General features: G+C 55.7%; 16 protein-coding genes. 1 reads left to right on the forward strand and 15 read right to left on the reverse strand.

What is annotated here, in order from left to right:
* Nucleotides 1-95: 95 nt before the first annotated feature.
* Complete coding sequence (gene glpX / locus YWK_RS0103075) at nt 96-1,067, reverse strand: class II fructose-bisphosphatase (protein ID WP_026963639.1); 972 nt, start codon at nt 1,065-1,067, stop codon at nt 96-98.
* Between the two features lie 328 nt (nt 1,068-1,395).
* On the opposite strand from glpX, the gene YWK_RS0103080 reads away from it, so the two are divergent.
* The gene (locus YWK_RS0103080) at nt 1,396-2,568 is read left to right on the forward strand and encodes an aminotransferase A (RefSeq protein WP_026963640.1); all 1,173 of its coding nucleotides are present in this window, start codon (nt 1,396-1,398) and stop codon (nt 2,566-2,568) included.
* 6 nt (nt 2,569-2,574) lie between these two features.
* Here the strand turns inward: YWK_RS0103080 and YWK_RS0103085 are convergent, their stop codons facing one another.
* The 14 genes from YWK_RS0103085 to YWK_RS0103150 all read right to left on the reverse strand — a co-directional run bounded on the left by YWK_RS0103085 (nt 2,575) and on the right by YWK_RS0103150 (nt 15,993).
* Entirely contained in the window at nt 2,575-3,711 is a 1,137-nt protein-coding gene (locus YWK_RS0103085; protein WP_026963641.1) for an N-acetyldiaminopimelate deacetylase, read from the reverse strand.
* The gene (dapD, locus tag YWK_RS0103090) at nt 3,708-4,412 is read right to left on the reverse strand and encodes a 2,3,4,5-tetrahydropyridine-2,6-dicarboxylate N-acetyltransferase (protein WP_026963642.1); all 705 of its coding nucleotides are present in this window, start codon (nt 4,410-4,412) and stop codon (nt 3,708-3,710) included. The genes YWK_RS0103085 and dapD overlap by 4 nt, the downstream gene beginning before the upstream one ends.
* A 78-nt stretch (nt 4,413-4,490) precedes the next feature.
* A complete protein-coding gene (gene fsa / locus YWK_RS0103095; protein ID WP_026963643.1) occupies nt 4,491-5,138 on the reverse strand; it encodes a fructose-6-phosphate aldolase in 648 nt (215 codons plus the stop codon).
* Between the two features lie 106 nt (nt 5,139-5,244).
* A complete protein-coding gene (kce, locus tag YWK_RS0103100) occupies nt 5,245-6,060 on the reverse strand; it encodes a 3-keto-5-aminohexanoate cleavage enzyme (RefSeq protein WP_026963644.1) in 816 nt (271 codons plus the stop codon).
* A gap of 73 nt (nt 6,061-6,133) precedes the next feature.
* Entirely contained in the window at nt 6,134-6,556 is a 423-nt protein-coding gene (kal, locus tag YWK_RS0103105) for a 3-aminobutyryl-CoA ammonia lyase (RefSeq protein ID WP_035465853.1), read from the reverse strand.
* Nucleotides 6,557-6,562: 6 nt separating this feature from the next.
* Entirely contained in the window at nt 6,563-6,925 is a 363-nt protein-coding gene (locus YWK_RS0103110; RefSeq protein ID WP_026963646.1) for a response regulator, read from the reverse strand.
* A gap of 205 nt (nt 6,926-7,130) precedes the next feature.
* Nucleotides 7,131-8,729: a CTP synthase gene (locus tag YWK_RS0103115; protein WP_026963647.1), complete on the reverse strand. Its 1,599-nt coding sequence runs from the start codon at nt 8,727-8,729 to the stop codon at nt 7,131-7,133.
* Nucleotides 8,730-8,883: 154 nt separating this feature from the next.
* Complete coding sequence (gene rpoE / locus YWK_RS0103120) at nt 8,884-9,420, reverse strand: DNA-directed RNA polymerase subunit delta (RefSeq protein WP_026963648.1); 537 nt, start codon at nt 9,418-9,420, stop codon at nt 8,884-8,886.
* A 209-nt stretch (nt 9,421-9,629) separates the two neighbouring features.
* Nucleotides 9,630-10,577 (reverse strand): methylmalonyl Co-A mutase-associated GTPase MeaB, encoded by a 948-nt coding sequence (meaB, locus tag YWK_RS0103125; RefSeq protein WP_026963649.1) that lies wholly within the window; start codon nt 10,575-10,577, stop codon nt 9,630-9,632.
* A 79-nt stretch (nt 10,578-10,656) separates the two neighbouring features.
* Nucleotides 10,657-11,802, reverse strand: coding sequence for an acyl-CoA dehydrogenase (locus YWK_RS0103130; protein WP_026963650.1), 1,146 nt, complete (start codon nt 11,800-11,802; stop codon nt 10,657-10,659).
* A 149-nt stretch (nt 11,803-11,951) separates the two neighbouring features.
* On the reverse strand, nt 11,952-13,091 hold the full coding sequence (locus tag YWK_RS0103135) for an acyl-CoA dehydrogenase (RefSeq protein ID WP_026963651.1): 1,140 nt from the start codon (nt 13,089-13,091) through the stop codon (nt 11,952-11,954).
* Nucleotides 13,092-13,096: 5 nt separating this feature from the next.
* Entirely contained in the window at nt 13,097-13,879 is a 783-nt protein-coding gene (locus YWK_RS0103140; protein WP_026963652.1) for an enoyl-CoA hydratase/isomerase family protein, read from the reverse strand.
* 56 nt (nt 13,880-13,935) lie between these two features.
* Nucleotides 13,936-14,793 (reverse strand): 3-hydroxybutyryl-CoA dehydrogenase, encoded by an 858-nt coding sequence (locus YWK_RS0103145; protein ID WP_026963653.1) that lies wholly within the window; start codon nt 14,791-14,793, stop codon nt 13,936-13,938.
* A gap of 18 nt (nt 14,794-14,811) precedes the next feature.
* Nucleotides 14,812-15,993 (reverse strand): acetyl-CoA C-acetyltransferase, encoded by a 1,182-nt coding sequence (locus tag YWK_RS0103150; RefSeq protein ID WP_211231371.1) that lies wholly within the window; start codon nt 15,991-15,993, stop codon nt 14,812-14,814.
* Nucleotides 15,994-16,134 lie beyond the last annotated feature (141 nt).

Below are 16,134 nucleotides of genomic sequence, written 5' to 3' on the forward strand. Positions count from 1 at the left end.
TTACCCAGTCAATCCTATCCTATGCTTGCACAACGAAATGCGCACATAGGTTTAGATGAACTTTCAAGGGGGGGGGTAACGCGTCCTGAGAGGGGTCACCCACCCGCTTTTGGTAGTGGTTTCCGAGATAAATCGTGCGTGGCTTCGATGAAGCGAATTGTGCCCGTCTTGGCTCTCATCACGAGCGAGTGGGTCCGTGCACGAGACTTCCCGATGAAGCGAACACCGCGCAACAGTTCACCGTCCGTGACACCTGTCGCTGCAAAGATGGCGTCATCGCCCTTAACGAGGTCGTCCATGGTGAGGACTTTGTTGATGTCTTCGAGCCCCATGGCCCTGCAACGTTCCCGCTGTTCATCGTTTTCTGGAAGCAGGCGACCTTGCAACTCTCCACCCAGGCACTTCAGGGCGGCAGCGGCCAAAACGCCTTCCGGGGCGCCTCCCGAACCAAACAGAATATCCACGCCCGTGTCCTCAAACGCGGTGTTGACGGCGGCTGCAACATCGCCGTCGGAAATCAGCTTAATTCGGGCACCAGCAGCCCTGACTTGTTCTATGATATGCTCATGGCGCGGCCTGTCAAGGATCACCGCGACCACATCGGAGATATCCTTATCTGTTGCTTTCGCAACCGCTTGGAGATTTTCCTGCACCGATGCGTCCAGGTGGATCTTTCCTTTCGCCTTCGGTCCAACCGCAATCTTATCCATGTACATGTCTGGAGCATGCAACAGCGTCCCTTTTGGCGCAACCGCAACGACAGACATGGCGTTCCACAAACCCTTCGCGAGGATGTTGGTGCCCTCGAGTGGATCCACCGCGACGTCGACCGCTTCATCCGTACCGGAACCGACGCGTTCGCCGATGTACAACATCGGGGCCTCGTCCATCTCTCCTTCGCCAATCACCACAGTTCCATCCATTTGCACTGTGTCAAACATCTCGCGCATCGCATTGGTCGCGGCGGCATCTGCTTCATTTTTCTGCCCACGGCCCATCCAGCGAGCGCAGTTCAATGCGGCCATTTCGGTGACACGTACGATTTCCAAGGCAAGTTCCCGATCCACAGCCGTTCTCATCTCCCGGAGCATTCATTTTCCGTACATCAAGGCAGCCATAAATATGTATCTGTTCGATTTCGCCCGTTTGTATGATATCACATTTGATTGAATGTGACATACTCTTTTGCAAGAAAAATCATTTCATCGCAGTGCAAGCGCAGGATCTCGCGCGTCTCATTTCTGATTATCGCCAGGACGGAGAGAACCCATTCATCCAATGGATAACCGGCGTGAACCTGTGAAAGCGTCATTTTCTGGACGCTGGATTCTGATTGGATTACAGTGTTGTAAGAACGCCTGAATCGGATGAAGGCTGATGATTTGAGGTGACCGCATGGAGCACTTACTGAACCCACGCGTAAAGAACATTGAGATCTCCGGCATCCGCCGATTTTCCAACCTGGTCCGCCAGTACCCGGGTGCCATTTCATTCACCATCGGACAACCGGATTTTCCAACCCCGGAACATGTCAGAGCCGCAGGTATCCGCGCCATTGAGGAAAACCGCAGCAAATACACGCATAACGCCGGTCTACTGGAACTGCGTCGAGCCGCCAGCGACTTTGTTGCGAACCGCTATGGGCTGGAGTACAACCCGGAGGACGAAATCATCACCACCATTGGCGCAAGCGAAGCCATTGACATCGCGTTCCGGACCATTCTGACGGAAGGCGCAGAGGTCATTCTCCCAGGGCCTGTGTATCCAGGTTATGAGGCAGTCGCAAGGCTCTGTGGCGCGAAAGTGCTATTCGCGGACACGACCAAGTCCGGATTTAAACTCACAGCCCAATTACTGAAACCGTACATCACACCGCGGACGCGTTGCATTGTGCTACCGTATCCATCCAATCCCACCGGCTGTGTTCTCACCAAGGAGGAACTGGACGGCATCGCCGAGTTACTGCGTGACAAGGACATCTTCGTGGTCGCAGATGAGATTTACAGCGAACTGCTCTTTGACGGCCAGCACCAGTCCATTGCGGCGTATCCTTGGATGCGTGAGAAGACCATTGTCATCAACGGGTTGTCCAAGTCCCATTCGATGACCGGATGGCGCATCGGCTTCACCTTCGCACCTCGCGAAATCACACGCCACATGCTGAAAGTCCATCAATATAACGTGACGTGCGCAGCGTCTGTGGCACAATACGCGGCACTCGAAGCGCTGAACTGCGGCCAAGATGACGCAGGCCCGATGCGGGACGAATACAAGTGGCGGCGCGATTACGTCTACCAACGCCTGACGGCCATGGGCATGGACGTCATCAAGCCTGAGGGAGCGTTTTACATCTTCCCATCTATTCAAAAGTTCGGCCTGAGTTCCTTCGACTTTGCCACACGTCTGTTGAAAGAAGGCGGCGTGGCGGTGGTACCGGGCGACGCGTTCTCTCGCTTTGGCGAAGGGTACATTCGAATCTCGTACGCATGCAGCCGTCAAGAACTGAAAGAAGGCTGTGATAGGATGGAGGCATTCCTCCAAACCCTCACAGCCCACAGCCATCGCTGATTCGATTCACTGATTCGATTTCCACTCGATGTAGCGCGTGACCACCCGGACGGCGACCTCAATGGCTCGTTCGTCCGGTTCAATTTTGGCGTGGTGCAGTCCGTAGGGAGTTTCAACGCCCAGCCAGAACATGAAACCGGGGATGGCGTCGAGGAAGTATCCGAAGTCTTCCCCCGTCATCGCCTCTCTGCATTCTACCAAATGGGCAGCGCCGTCACGCCGCACCCAAGACATAAACTCCGCTGTCAGGTGTTCGTCGTTGTACACCTGCCGGTAGTTGCTGCCGTAATCAATCTCCGCGCGACAGGCAAATCCCGTCTCGATGCCTTTCACCAACGCCTCAATCCTGGACTTGACCTGAGTCATCGCCTCTGTGGACAACGTGCGAATGGTCCCTTCCAACCGCGCGTGCCCGGCGATGATGTTCTGCTTTGTCCCCCCGGTGATCTTCCCCACGGTGACGACGGCAGAGTCTAGCGGGTTCACATTGCGCGCTACGATAGATTGCAGTTGCGTGACGAGATGGGCAGCAGCCACAACCATGTCGTTTGCCGTGTGTGGAAATGCAGCATGCCCGCCGGTGCCTTCCAGGTCAATGAACAATTCGGACGTATTCGCAAAAAGGATGCCAGGTCGGGTGGCTATCGTACCGACCGGGTACTCCGGTGCAATGTGCAAGGCGAGGATGTGATCCGGCCGCCACGCTTGAAACACCTCACTTTGCAACATCGGCAACGCGCCGCCCGGCCCCTCTTCAGCTGGCTGAAAGATGACAACCAAATCGTCCGGAATGGGATGCTGAACGAAGTGTTCGAGTACACCCAGTGCAATTGCCATATGCATGTCGTGTCCGCAAGCATGCATATATCCCGGATGTGTGGACTTGAAATCGTACGTCGTCTGTTCCTCAATCGGCAGTCCGTCAATGTCCGTACGGTACGCCAAGGTCTGCCGTGGGTTTGTCCCCTTCACCTTGACCAAGATCCCAGTACGCCAGGTGCGCACGTCCATTCGTTCCTGCGGCAGCGCTTGAATGTGCTCCAGCAAAAACTTCTGGGTCTTGAATTCCTCAAATCCCGGTTCGGGGATTTGATGCAATTGTCGACGGATCTCTGTCAGTGAGAACGGAATCTTCACGCTCATAGTTGCCGCAACTCTTGCTTAATTTCAATTTTCGACTGTGTTTTTTCGTCAATCTGCTTGATGACGCGGGCAGGAACACCAGCCACCACCACGTTCGGCGGCACATCTTCTGTAACAATGGCTCCGGCAGCTACGACGGATCCCGCGCCAACCGTGACCCCTTCCAGAATGACCGCGTTCGCACCCACGAGCACGTTGTCCTCAATGACCACAGGCTTCGCAGACGGCGGTTCGATGACGCCCGCAATGACGGCTCCAGCGCCGATGTGACAGTTCTTCCCGATGGTGCCACGGCCACCGATGACGGCATTCATGTCAATCATGGTGCCTTCGCCAATCACGGCACCGATGTTGATGACCGCCCCCATCATGACGACCGCGTTGTCGCCGATGGTCACTTGGTCGCGAATGATGGCGCCTGGTTCAATCCGCGCGTGTACGTTCTTGGTGTCCAACAGCGGGATGGCGGAGTTGCGGCGGTCGCTTTCCACGACAAAGTCGTCAATGCTGCCTTTGTACTGGTCAAGTAGCGGTGCGATGTCTTTCCATTCCCCGAAAACCACCCCTGCTTCTCCAGACAGAAACGTTTGTACAGTGGTGGGGAACGGAATGTCTTGCAATCGGCCCTTGAGGTAGACCTTGACCGGCGTTTTCTTCTCACTGGTGCGGATGAATTCAATGATTTGTGTGGCGTCCATCATCGGTTTTTACACACTCCCTTACAAAATGAAGGGCGACAGACCGGTCTTGGCTCCGCCGCCCTTGCACAGCCTCACAGCTTATTTCTTGGCAACAGTGCTCCAGTCCGCAAGGAACCGTTCAATCCCTTGGTCCGTCAGCGGATGCTTAATCATTTTGTCGAGCACGTTGTACGGGCAGGTTGCAATGTGCGCCCCGGCCTTCGCCGCCTGCGTCACGTGCATCGGATGGCGGATGGATGCAGCGATGATTTCCGTGTCAATCGCATGAATGTCGAAAATGGTGGCGATGTCCTGAATCAGTTCAACACCGTCAAAGCTGATATCGTCGAGACGACCGATGAACGGGCTGACAAACGTCGCACCTGCACGTGCGGCCAGCAACGCTTGGTTTGCACTGAAGACCAAGGTCACGTTGGTCTTGATACCGCGCTTCGCAAAGCGATGTACCGCCTTCAACCCTTCGGCAGTCATCGGTACCTTGATGACGATGTTCTCGTGAATTTCCGCCAACGGCAAGCCTTCTTCAACCATGCTGTCCGCATCGAGGCTTACGACTTCGGCACTGATGGGGCCGTCGACGATGGTGGTGATTTCTTTCAGAACCTCGATAAAGTCCCGTCCTTCTTTCGCAACCAGCGAAGGATTCGTGGTGACGCCACTCAGAATGCCCATTTCTGCCGCGTTTCGTATCTCTGCAGTGTTGGCAGTATCGATAAACAGTTTCATCGTTGTCTCCACTCCTTACTTGTGTCGGTCTGTCATGTCCAGTGTTCCGACATTGTCTCGTCCTTATGATAGCACTCATGCGGACCTTGGAAAACGCGGTGAAGCGTCAACGAGGAATTCCCAGAATTTTGCGCGCTTCGTCCGGCGTAGCGAGGGGTCTGTCCAGCTCCGCTGCCATCCTCGCCACGCGCTCCACCAACTGCGCGTTACTTTGCGCTAACTCGCCCTTTCGATAATAGATGTTGTCCTCAAATCCAACGCGCACGTGGCCACCAAGCACAATGGCCAAGGTCGCCATCGGTAGCTGGTGGCGGCCAATTCCTGCCACCGACCACGTGGCTCCCTCCGGTAACGATTCTACAAGGAACAATAAGTTCTTCGCAGATGCGGGCAGCGCCCCAGGGACGCCGAGGACGAAGTCGAAGTGGAACGGAGGTTCCACCAGACCTTTTCGATACAGGTTGAGCGCGTTACTCACCATACCAGCGTCAAAGATTTCAAACTCCGGTCGCACGCGGTGGGTTTTCAGCATGTCCGCAAACCGCTCCAGATCTTTTGGCCCGTTCCAAAACACGTCGTCCCCGAAGTTCACGGTGCCGCAGGTGAGTGTGGCCATTTCCGGATTCAGTTCAATCGGCTGCAGACGCTCTTCCGCAGTCATCCCGACCGCGCCGCCTGTGGATACCTGGACAATGATATTGCAGCGTTTGCGGATCTCCGCGATGGTCGCACGGTAGCGTTCTCTATCCTGCGTCGGTGTGCCGTCGTCATTGCGTACGTGCAGGTGGCATATACTCGCCCCCGCCCGATAGCACGCGTACGCAGCGTCCGCAATTTCTTCTGGTGTGATGGGCAAGTTTGGTTGCTGGTTCCGCGTGATCTCGGCCCCGACGACAGCCGCAGTAATCATGAGTTTATCCATGACTTTCCCCCTCCGCTTTGCAACACAAATTCCTGGCACACCTGTCCATCAGGACCGTGCACCAGGAACCGTATCAGGTGAGGTTACGTTTCTGTTGTTTGTCCAACGGGACCACACATGTGCCCGTCGCGTATGTAACGAGAATCGGATGGTCGAGGACGCGTGCCGCCGATGGGACGTTCGGATGGATGTTGGCTTCAATGACTTTGTACGCAGTAAACTCCATCTGGCGTGACGTATTTCCAATTCGGGTGATTTTTCCGCGCGCTTCGATGTAATCCCCGGCGTACACGGGGGCTTTAAACTCCACGCAGTCATAGGCCACAAAGAGTCCCTCATCTCCATCGAGTTGGATCAACAACTCCGTCGCCACGTCGCCAAACAGCGACAGCATCCTCGCACCATCTACAAGGCGGCCACCGTAGTGCGCATCGTGTTCACTCATGCGAACGCGAATGAGACTTTCATATGTTTTCGTTTGATCTGTGCCTGCCATGCTCTATCACCCGACCAGTTGTGCGTTCACCGCTTGACGGAGTTCATCAATGTCAAACGGCTTCGTGAAGTGCGCCAGGGCCCCCATTTCCATGGCTTCTTGAATCAAATCGAGTTCCCCGTACGCGGTCATCATGATGACTTTGGTATCCACCTCCATCTTGCGGATATTGCGCAAGATTTCGAGACCATCCATGCCTGGAATTTTCATGTCCAGTAGAATGAGGTCTGGCGACTGAGTCTTCACGATGTCCAGCGCTGTTGGGCCGTTTGGCGCTTGAAACACCTTGTATCCTTCCTGAACAAGTACTTCCTGCAAGAGCACGCGGATACCAAATTGGTCGTCCACAATCAGAATTTTTTTCGACAACGTCACTGCCTCCCTTAGCCACCGTCCCTCGACGGATCTGTGGGAACAAAGTGAGAATCGTTCACATGCCTGAATGATTATAGGCAGGGGCTGACTTTGCTTTCTTCTGCAAATGTAGCAAAATTCCTTCATTTTTCCGTACGACTCGAGGAATTCGATTCGACAAATGAAAAAAGCCGGAGACGCCTCCGGCTTTCCGTTCGTTTTAAGACTGCCTCTGCAATGCCGCACGGATGAACTCACGGAACAGAGGTTGGGCACGATTTGGGCGCGACGTGAACTCGGGATGGAACTGTACGCCCACAAACCAAGGATGATCCGGAATCTCGACAATTTCCACGAGCCGACCGTCTGGCGATGTCCCGGCGATGCGCAATCCGCTTTCCTCGAGCGTTTGCCGATAGGCGTTGTTAAACTCGTACCGGTGCCTGTGCCGCTCGGTTACCCACGTACTGCCGTAGGCCTTTCCAGAGAACGAATCCGGCACCAACCGGCAAGCGTATCCGCCAAGGCGCATCGTACCGCCTTTATCTTCCACTTCCTTTTGCTCTGGCAACAGGTCAATCACGGGGTATGGGGTATCAGGCATAATTTCGCTGCTGTTTGCGCCAGCCAATCCAGCCACGTTCCGCGCGAATTCAACGACCGCAATTTGCATACCCAGGCAAATGCCGAAGAACGGAATGCGGTTCTCACGAGCGTAGCGCGCAGCGGCAATTTTCCCTTCAATCCCCCTGTCTCCGAATCCGCCCGGCACCAGAATGCCATCCACACCTTGAAGCAATTCGGCCACGTTGTCGTCTGTGACGTCTTCGGATTGGATCCAGTGGATTTCCACGTTCGCGCTGTTCTCGTAGCCACCGTGGTGGAGCGCAGCCGATACGCTGGCGTAAGCGTCCGGCAGTGCGACGTACTTGCCCACCACCGCAATGTGCACTTGCTTGTCCAAATTCTTGATTCGATTCACCATTGCGGTCCATTCTGCCAGGTCCGGTTCTGGCGCGGTCATATTCAGGTGCTTGAGAACGATGTCATCGAAGCCTTCCTGCCGCAAGTGGAGTGGTACCTCGTACAGCACGTCGATGTCGCGGTTTTCAATCACCGAATCCAAATCGGTGTCGCAGAACTGCGCGATTTTCTTTTTCACGTCCGCAGTGAGCGGGACTTCGGTGCGACAAACGATGATGTGTGGATTGATGCCGATGCTGCGCAACTCGGCGACGCTGTGCTGGGTTGGTTTTGTCTTGACTTCACCGCTCATGGAGAGGTAAGGAATCAAGGTCACGTGGATGTAGCAGACGTTTTCGCGACCGACTTCACTTTTTAGCTCGCGAATGGCTTCCAGGAACGGAAGACTTTCAATGTCGCCGACGGTGCCACCAATTTCCGTAATGACAATGTCCGTCTCGGGCGTTGCTGCCTTGAGAATCCGCGCTTTGATTTCGTTGGTCACGTGAGGGATGACTTGGACCGTACCGCCGAGGTAATCGCCACGGCGTTCCTTGGAAATCACTGACCAGTAAATTTTTCCGCTGGTAACGTTGTTTGCAGAGGTGAGATTAATGTCAATAAACCGTTCATAATGTCCGAGGTCGAGGTCCGTTTCCGCACCGTCTTCGGTGACGAAAACTTCCCCGTGCTGAAGCGGGCTCATCGTACCTGGGTCAATGTTGATGTAAGGGTCAAATTTTTGAATGGTGACGTTTAATCCGCGGTTTTTCAAAAGTCGTCCGAGAGATGCGGCAGTGATGCCTTTTCCTAGACCGGAGACGACACCGCCTGTGACAAAGATAAACTTGGCCATACTGGCTCCTCCTTATATCCGCACTTCACACAAAAACAGCGTTCTGGTCTCCTGCGACCAGAACGCAGCCTTGTATTCAATTTCTCAGTCATACATGAGCGATGTGCCATCGCTGACATACGCACTCACTGTGCCCGCCGGCCGAAGCGGTCAGTCAGTCTTCTTCCTCGTCCACTTCCTCTTCGACGAGCTCTTCTAACTCATCCTCATGTTCTTCCTCGTCGACGAAGTCGACATCTTCCTCTTCGTCTTCGCCCGCTGCGTCAAATGCATCCGTTTCGTCGTCTACGAGTGCGAGGTCTTCCACATCTTCGAGCTCTTCGGTTTCCAACTCTTCATCATAATCATCGAGTAAGTCTTCGTCGTCGTCGCTGAACGCGTCGCCGCTGGCTCGCACAAACTTTTTACTGGACGGCGCCCGGTCAGCGACCTTATCCACGGGGTACCAGCGTTTCAGCCCCCACACGTTCTGACCGATGCAGACGAACCGACCATCGATGTTAATTTCCGTATACAGGCGTGCGATGACGTCCTTGACTTCGTCGTCGCTCATGCCCCGCAACTGCTGAATCTCTGCCATTAAATCACGGAAGTAGTACGGTTCTTTCTTGACCTTTAAGATCTCACACGCCAATTCGACGAGCGGCATCTCGCGAATCTCTTCCGTGGATTTGGAAATGGCTACTGTCATCCGTGAACCTCCCTTGCTGCCAAGCGCCCGCGATTCCCCAAGTATAGACACGGAGATGTCAATTTATTCTCCGAAACATAGAGACCAAAATAGAGAAAACGTGTGCTGTTTGACACACGAGCGTTTACAAAACGCTACAAGGCTCAAAACACCGCGAACCGCAGATGTGCAATCAAATAAGGGAATTATAGCACATCTATACACCCACTTCACAAGCGGATCCACGGCAAGTCGCGCAGGATTTTTTCGGAAGCGATGTAGGGGTCCGCCTGTAGGTCGTCCATCAAAACGCTCCGCCAGGATTCGTCGGATGCGGCACGCGCCCGAAGGTACTTGGCAAACGCGGTCTCTACCAGTTTCATGGTCTCCTCCATGTGGCGTTGCTTTCTTCGCTGGGCCAGATAGCCGTGGGTGCGGATGTGTTCATAGTGGCGGGTCATTTCTGCCCAAAGTTGTTCGATGCCTTCTCCGGCCGTTGCACTGGTCCGCACAATCGGGTTCTTCCAATCTTCGCGGTACTGTCGCTTGTCGTGCAGCATCAACTGCAGCTCGCGGACCAGCGCATCAGCGCCCGGCAGTTCTTGCTTGTTGACCACGAACACGTCGGCAATTTCCATGATGCCGGCCTTTGCCGTTTGCACGTGATCTCCTGAGCCTGGCGTCAGTACCAACGCGACAGTGTCCGCAACGGTCATTACGTCCAATTCAGACTGTCCGACGCCGACCGTCTCCAGTAGAATGACGTCGCATCCATACGCTTCGAGCGCGTACAGCATCTCGCGCGTAGATCGGCCCAGTCCACCGAGACTGCCGCGACTGCCCATGCTGCGTATGTAAACCCCCGGATCGCTGCTGTGTCGGATCATGCGTACCCTATCTCCAAGCAGCGCCCCACCGCTAAAAGGGCTTGAGGGGTCCACAGCGAGAACGCCCACCTTCTTCCCCGACGCGCGAAGGTACGCAATCACCTGGTCGACGAGCGTGCTCTTGCCCGCCCCTGGCGACCCCGTAAAGCCGACAATGTGCGCCCGCCCCGCGTACGGGTAAAATCCTTGCAGCAACTCGCGCTTGCTTTCGTCGTCGTTTTCAATCAGGGTCAGCGCGCGAGCAATCGCGCGCTTATCACCCTGAATCACTCGTTGCACTATCGGGTGCACCGTGACACCTCCAGAATACCGAGGTTGCCTGCGAATGTGGCTGTGCAGACAAGAGACAGTTTACCATGAAAGCCGCAGTCTATTGCTCTGCGAGGATGTTGCGGGCGATGACAAGCCGCTGAATTTCGTTGGTTCCCTCGTAGATCTGCGTAATCTTTGCGTCGCGCATATAGCGTTCCACCGGGTACTCGCGGATAAACCCATAGCCCCCGAACACCTGCACCGCTTCCGTGGTCACTTCCATCGCCGTGTCGGACGCGAACACCTTGCTCATCGCGGAAGCCTTGCCGTACGGCAGCCCTTGGGATTCCAACCACGCCGCCTGATAGGTCAACAACCGCGCAGCTTCGATTTTCGTCGCCATGTCTGCGAGCTTAAATTGAATCGCCTGCTGATCCGCAATGGGCTTGCCAAACTGTTTCCGTTCACGCGCGTAGTTCCTGGCCAATTCGTAGGCGCCCTGGGCAATCCCCACCGCTTGCGCGGCGATACCGTTCCGGCCACCGTCGAGTGTCATCATGGCAATCTTGAACCCAAAGCCTTCTTCGCCGAGGCGATTTTCCGCCGGAATTCGACAGTTGTCGAAAACCAGTTCCACCGTTGTGGAGGCGCGAATGCCCATCTTCTTTTCCTTTTTCCCAATGGTGAATCCCGGTGTTCCCTTCTCCACGATGAACGCCGTAATTCCACGCGTGCGCTTCTCTGGATCTGTCAAGGCAAACACCACGTAGACCTCCGCCGGCCCGCCGTTGGTGATGAATATCTTGCTGCCGTTCAGGATGTAGCTGTCCCCGTCCTTCTTGGCAGTGGTCCGCATGCCCGCTGCGTCGGAGCCAGATCCCGGCTCGGTCAGCCCGTACGCGCCGAGCCACTTCCCTTCCGCCATGGGCCGCAGGTACTTCTGCTTTTGTTCCTCCGTGCCAAACTTGTAAATCGGCCATCCGGCGAGACTCGTGTGCGCCGAGAGGCAGACACCGGTCGACGCGCAGACACGGGACAGTTCTTCCACGGCAATGACATAGCCAAGAAAGTCCATCCCTGCGCCGCCGTACTCCTCTGGCCAGGGGATCCCCGTGAGTCCAATCTCCGCCATCTTGTCAAACAATTCACGGTCGAAGCGCTCTGCTTCGTCCCGCTCTGCAGCACCTGGTGCCACCTCGTTCTCCGCGAATTCACGCACGAGGGCGCGAAGTTGTTCATGTTCCCTGTCTAGTTGAAAGTTCACTGTGCTCTCTCCCTTTTTCTAAACTCCTACAAAGGCGGCCTTGCCGCACGTTGATTCGACGCTGACTCGTGCAGACCACTGACAGCCCGGCGATTTGCAAAATCACGGCGAACAACGGGTTCTGCGTCATTTTGCAAATCGCTCACAGCCTAACGTTGCAAATGCCGTGCAATCACAATGCGTTGAATTTGGTTGGTCCCTTCGTAAATTTGCGTGATCTTTGCGTCTCGCATATAGCGCTCCACGTGGTACTCTTTGACATACCCGTAACCACCGAACAGCTGGACAGCATCCGTGGTCACTTGCATCGCGGTATCGGTGGCAAACAGCTTGGCCATCGATGCCTCCTTGGCACACGGCTTGCCCTGTTGGCGGAGATGTGCCGCGTGGTAGACGAGCCATTTGGCCGCTTCAATCTTCGTCGCCATGTCGGCCAACATGAACTGGATGCCTTGAAACTGGAAGATTTCCTGTCCAAATTGCTTGCGCTCCCGGACGTAGCGATTGGCTGCGTCAAAGGCAGCGCGGGCAATCCCCAAGCCTTGCGCGGCAATCCCAATGCGCCCAGCGTCCAACAAGCGCATGGCGATGGAAAATCCTTCGTTTTCGTTGCCCAGGCGATTTTCCACGGGCACGCGGGCATCCTCGAAGAGAAGTTCGCACGTGGCGGAGCCGTTCAAGCCCATTTTCTTCTCCTTCTTGCCCACCCGAAACCCTGGTGTGTCCTTCTCTACCAGAAATGCGGTAATCCCGCGATTGCCGCGCTTCGGATCAGTGACCGCGAAGGCGCAGTACACATCGGCCTCGCCGCCGTTGGTGATGAACATCTTGCTGCCGTTGAGCACATAGTGGTCGCCATCCAACACGGCCCTGGTGCGGATGGAGGACGCGTCGGATCCGGCGTTCGGCTCTGTCAATGCGAATGCAGCCAGCCATTCACCTGACGCCAACTTCGGCACAAATTTACGCTTCTGCTCTTCGGTGCCGAAGTACACGATGGGAAACGTTCCAACCGACGTGTGAACCGCCAGAATGACGCCGACCGTGGCTGAAGCGTAGGAGATTTCTTCGATGGCTGAGATGTAGGAGAGGAAATCCGCTCCGACACCGCCCAATTCTTCTGGTACGGGCAGTCCCATGAGGCCGAGCTCGCCCATTTTGCGCAGGATGTCTCGCGGAAACTCATCCTTTTCGTCAATCTCCGCGGCACGCGGAGCAATGACTTCCCGGGCGAACGTTCGTACCAAGTTGCGAATTTCCGTCTGTTCCGTGGTGAATTCGAAGTTCATGGTGTCTACTTCCCTTCAAAGGCCGGTTTTCTCTTCGCTAGAAACGCTTCCATCCCTTGCTTCTGATCATTCGTAGAAAAGCACAGAGCAAACAAAGACGCCTCGTACGCCAAGCCCTTGTCTTGGTCCAATTCGGCCCCTTCGTAGACGGCCTGTTTCACCCATGCCAACGCCTTCGGGGCCAGCCCGCTGAGTTGCTCCGCCAACGCGCGCCCTCTTGCGGCGAGTTCCTCGATGGGCACGACTTCGCTCACGAGCCCAATGCGATGTGCCTCCACGGCGTCAATGATGCCTCCGGTCAACAAGAGTTTCAGCGCGTTGCCTTGCCCGACAATGCGCGGCAGGCGTTGACTACCGCCGAACCCAGGAATGACGCCCAGTGTGACTTCCGGTTGTCCAAACTTCGTCCCCTCGGCCGCAATCCGGATGTCACAAGCCATGGCGAGCTCCATTCCACCGCCCAATGCATACCCGTGCACAAGCGCAATCGTAGGTTGCGGCAGTTTCTCCAATTTACTGAAAACAGCTTGTCCCAAGCGCGCGAACTGTCCTGCAGCCACTGGAGACAAGGAGGTCATCTCTGCGATATCGGCCCCTGCTGCAAACGCACGGCCTTCGCCGCGCAACAAAACCGCCCGGACTTCCGATTGTCCCGCAAGCTCGTCCAGTACCTGATTGAGTTGAGCGAGGACAGTCTGGTTTAATGCATTTAACTGCTTTTCCCGGCGCAACGTAATGGTTCCAATCTGCCCGTCTACATGAAGTTCCACATATCGGTCTTCCGCCATGTTCCACACCTCGTCTCTATGATTCAGAAAGCCTCGCGTATCCCGCGCAATCCCCGTTAGGCGTACGTATAAAATCCGCGCCCCGTCTTGCGACCGAGCCAACCTGCCTTCACATACTTGCGCAACAATGGGCAGGGACGGTACTTGGAGTCGCCGAACCCTTCGTAGAGGACCTCCATGATGGCAAGGCACGTGTCCAGGCCGATGAAGTCAGCGAGCGTCAGTGGCCCCATCGGATGGTTCATGCCCAGTTTCATCACATCATCAATCGCTTCTGGTGTCGCAACACCTTCGTAGACACAGTAAATCGCCTCGTTAATCATAGGCATCAACACGCGGTTGGAGACAAAGCCTGGGAAGTCGTTGACTTCCACAGCGGTCTTGCCCATTTGAACCGCCAGATTGTACACCGTCTCATAGACTGCATCGCTGGTCGCGAGACCTCGGATGATTTCCACCAGCTTCATGACCGGGACCGGGTTCATGAAGTGCATGCCAATCACCTGCTCGGGCCGCTTCGTCACGGCCGCGATTTCCGTAATGGGCAGCGACGACGTGTTGCTCGCCAAGATGGCATGCGACGGAAGCATTTCATCCAATTGGCGGAAGATACCGAGTTTAATCTCCATATTTTCCGTAGCCGCCTCAATCGCCATGTCGCAATCGTGGCCGTCCTGCAACGACGTCGACAAGGTGATGTGGCCGAGCACGGTTTCCATGTGGTCTTGGGTGAGCTTCCCCTTCTCCACGCTCCGCTGCAAGTTCCTGCGAATGTTCGCAAATCCGCGTTCCACAAACTCCTGCTTGATGTCGTTCAGAACCACGTCGAGTCCCGCTTGCGCAGCAACCTGGGCTATCCCATTACCCATTTGTCCAGCTCCGACCACCAGTACTTTACCAATGTGTTGAGCCAACTCTCTCCACCCTCTCTATCAATTTGGTACTTCTACCAGAATTGCATCGCCTTGTGCGGCACCGCTGCAGATGGCGGCAATTCCAAGACCGCCACCGCGCCGCTGCAACTCGTAAACCAGGTGCATCAGAATGCGGGCGCCACTGGCACCGATGGGGTGTCCCAGCGCAACCGCCCCACCGTTGACGTTGACCTTTTCCTCATCCCAGCCGAGGATTTTGCCAGAGGTCAAGGTCACTGCTGCAAACGCTTCGTTCACTTCAAACAAGTCGATATCAGACAGTGTGTACCCTGTCTTCTCCAACAATTTTTGGATGGCGAGCGCGGGTGTTGTGGCAATGTACGCCGCTTCTGCGGCCACCTCTGCATAGCCAAGGATGTAAGCCAACGGCTCGCGGCCGGTTTCCTTTGCGTAGTCCTCGGACATGACCACCAGCGCCCCTGCACCGTCGTTGACCCCAGGCGCGTTGCCAGCAGTGATGGTGCCGTCTTTCGTAAACACCGGCGGCAACGCAGCCAATCTCTCCAGGGACGTGTCCGCTCTCGGTGCTTCGTCGTCTGTGACGGTCACACTCTGCTTCTTCGTCTCCACAGTGACGGGGACGATTTCGTCCGCGAACACGCCGGACTGGATGGCCGCCACGGCTCGTTGATGACTGCGCAACGCCCACGCGTCCTGCATTTCTCGCGTGATTTCGTATTCTTTCGCGACGCGGCTGCCGAGGACGGCCATGTGGACGTTGTGAAACGCACACTGCAACCCATCGTGGATCATCAGGTCAATCACAGCGCCATCGCCCATCCGCAGCCCCGTGCGGACACCTTGCAAAGCGTAGGGCGCGTTCGACATGCTCTCCATTCCACCTGCGACCGCAACCTGAATGTCGCCTGCGCGGATGAGAGAATCAGCCAGCGTCACGGCCCTGAGTCCGGAAGCGCACACTTTATTGATGGTGACGCTCGGCGTCTCCCACGGCAGCCCGGCCAACCGTGCCGCCTGACGCGAGGGAATTTGCCCTGCACCGGCTTGCAGCACCATCCCCATCAGGACTTGATCCACTTCCTCCGCGTTCAATGCCACTCTCGTCATGGCCTCCCGAATGGCAATGGCACCGAGCTCCACTGCTCGTTTGCTCGCCAAGCTACCCTGGAAGCGCCCAAACGGCGTTCGCGCCGCACTCACAATCACAGACTTCGCCACGTACATTCCCTCCCGCTGTCGCCACGTAATCGCTTTCAGGCATTATCAAAAATAAATCGGACAATCACGTCATTCATGCATTTTCATAGATTCCGATTTGCACGGGTACAGATGTACCGTCAATGACGTCACAGCTCTATT

The organism is Alicyclobacillus pomorum DSM 14955 (assembly GCF_000472905.1).
Lineage (GTDB): Bacteria > Bacillota > Bacilli > Alicyclobacillales > Alicyclobacillaceae > Alicyclobacillus_A > Alicyclobacillus_A pomorum.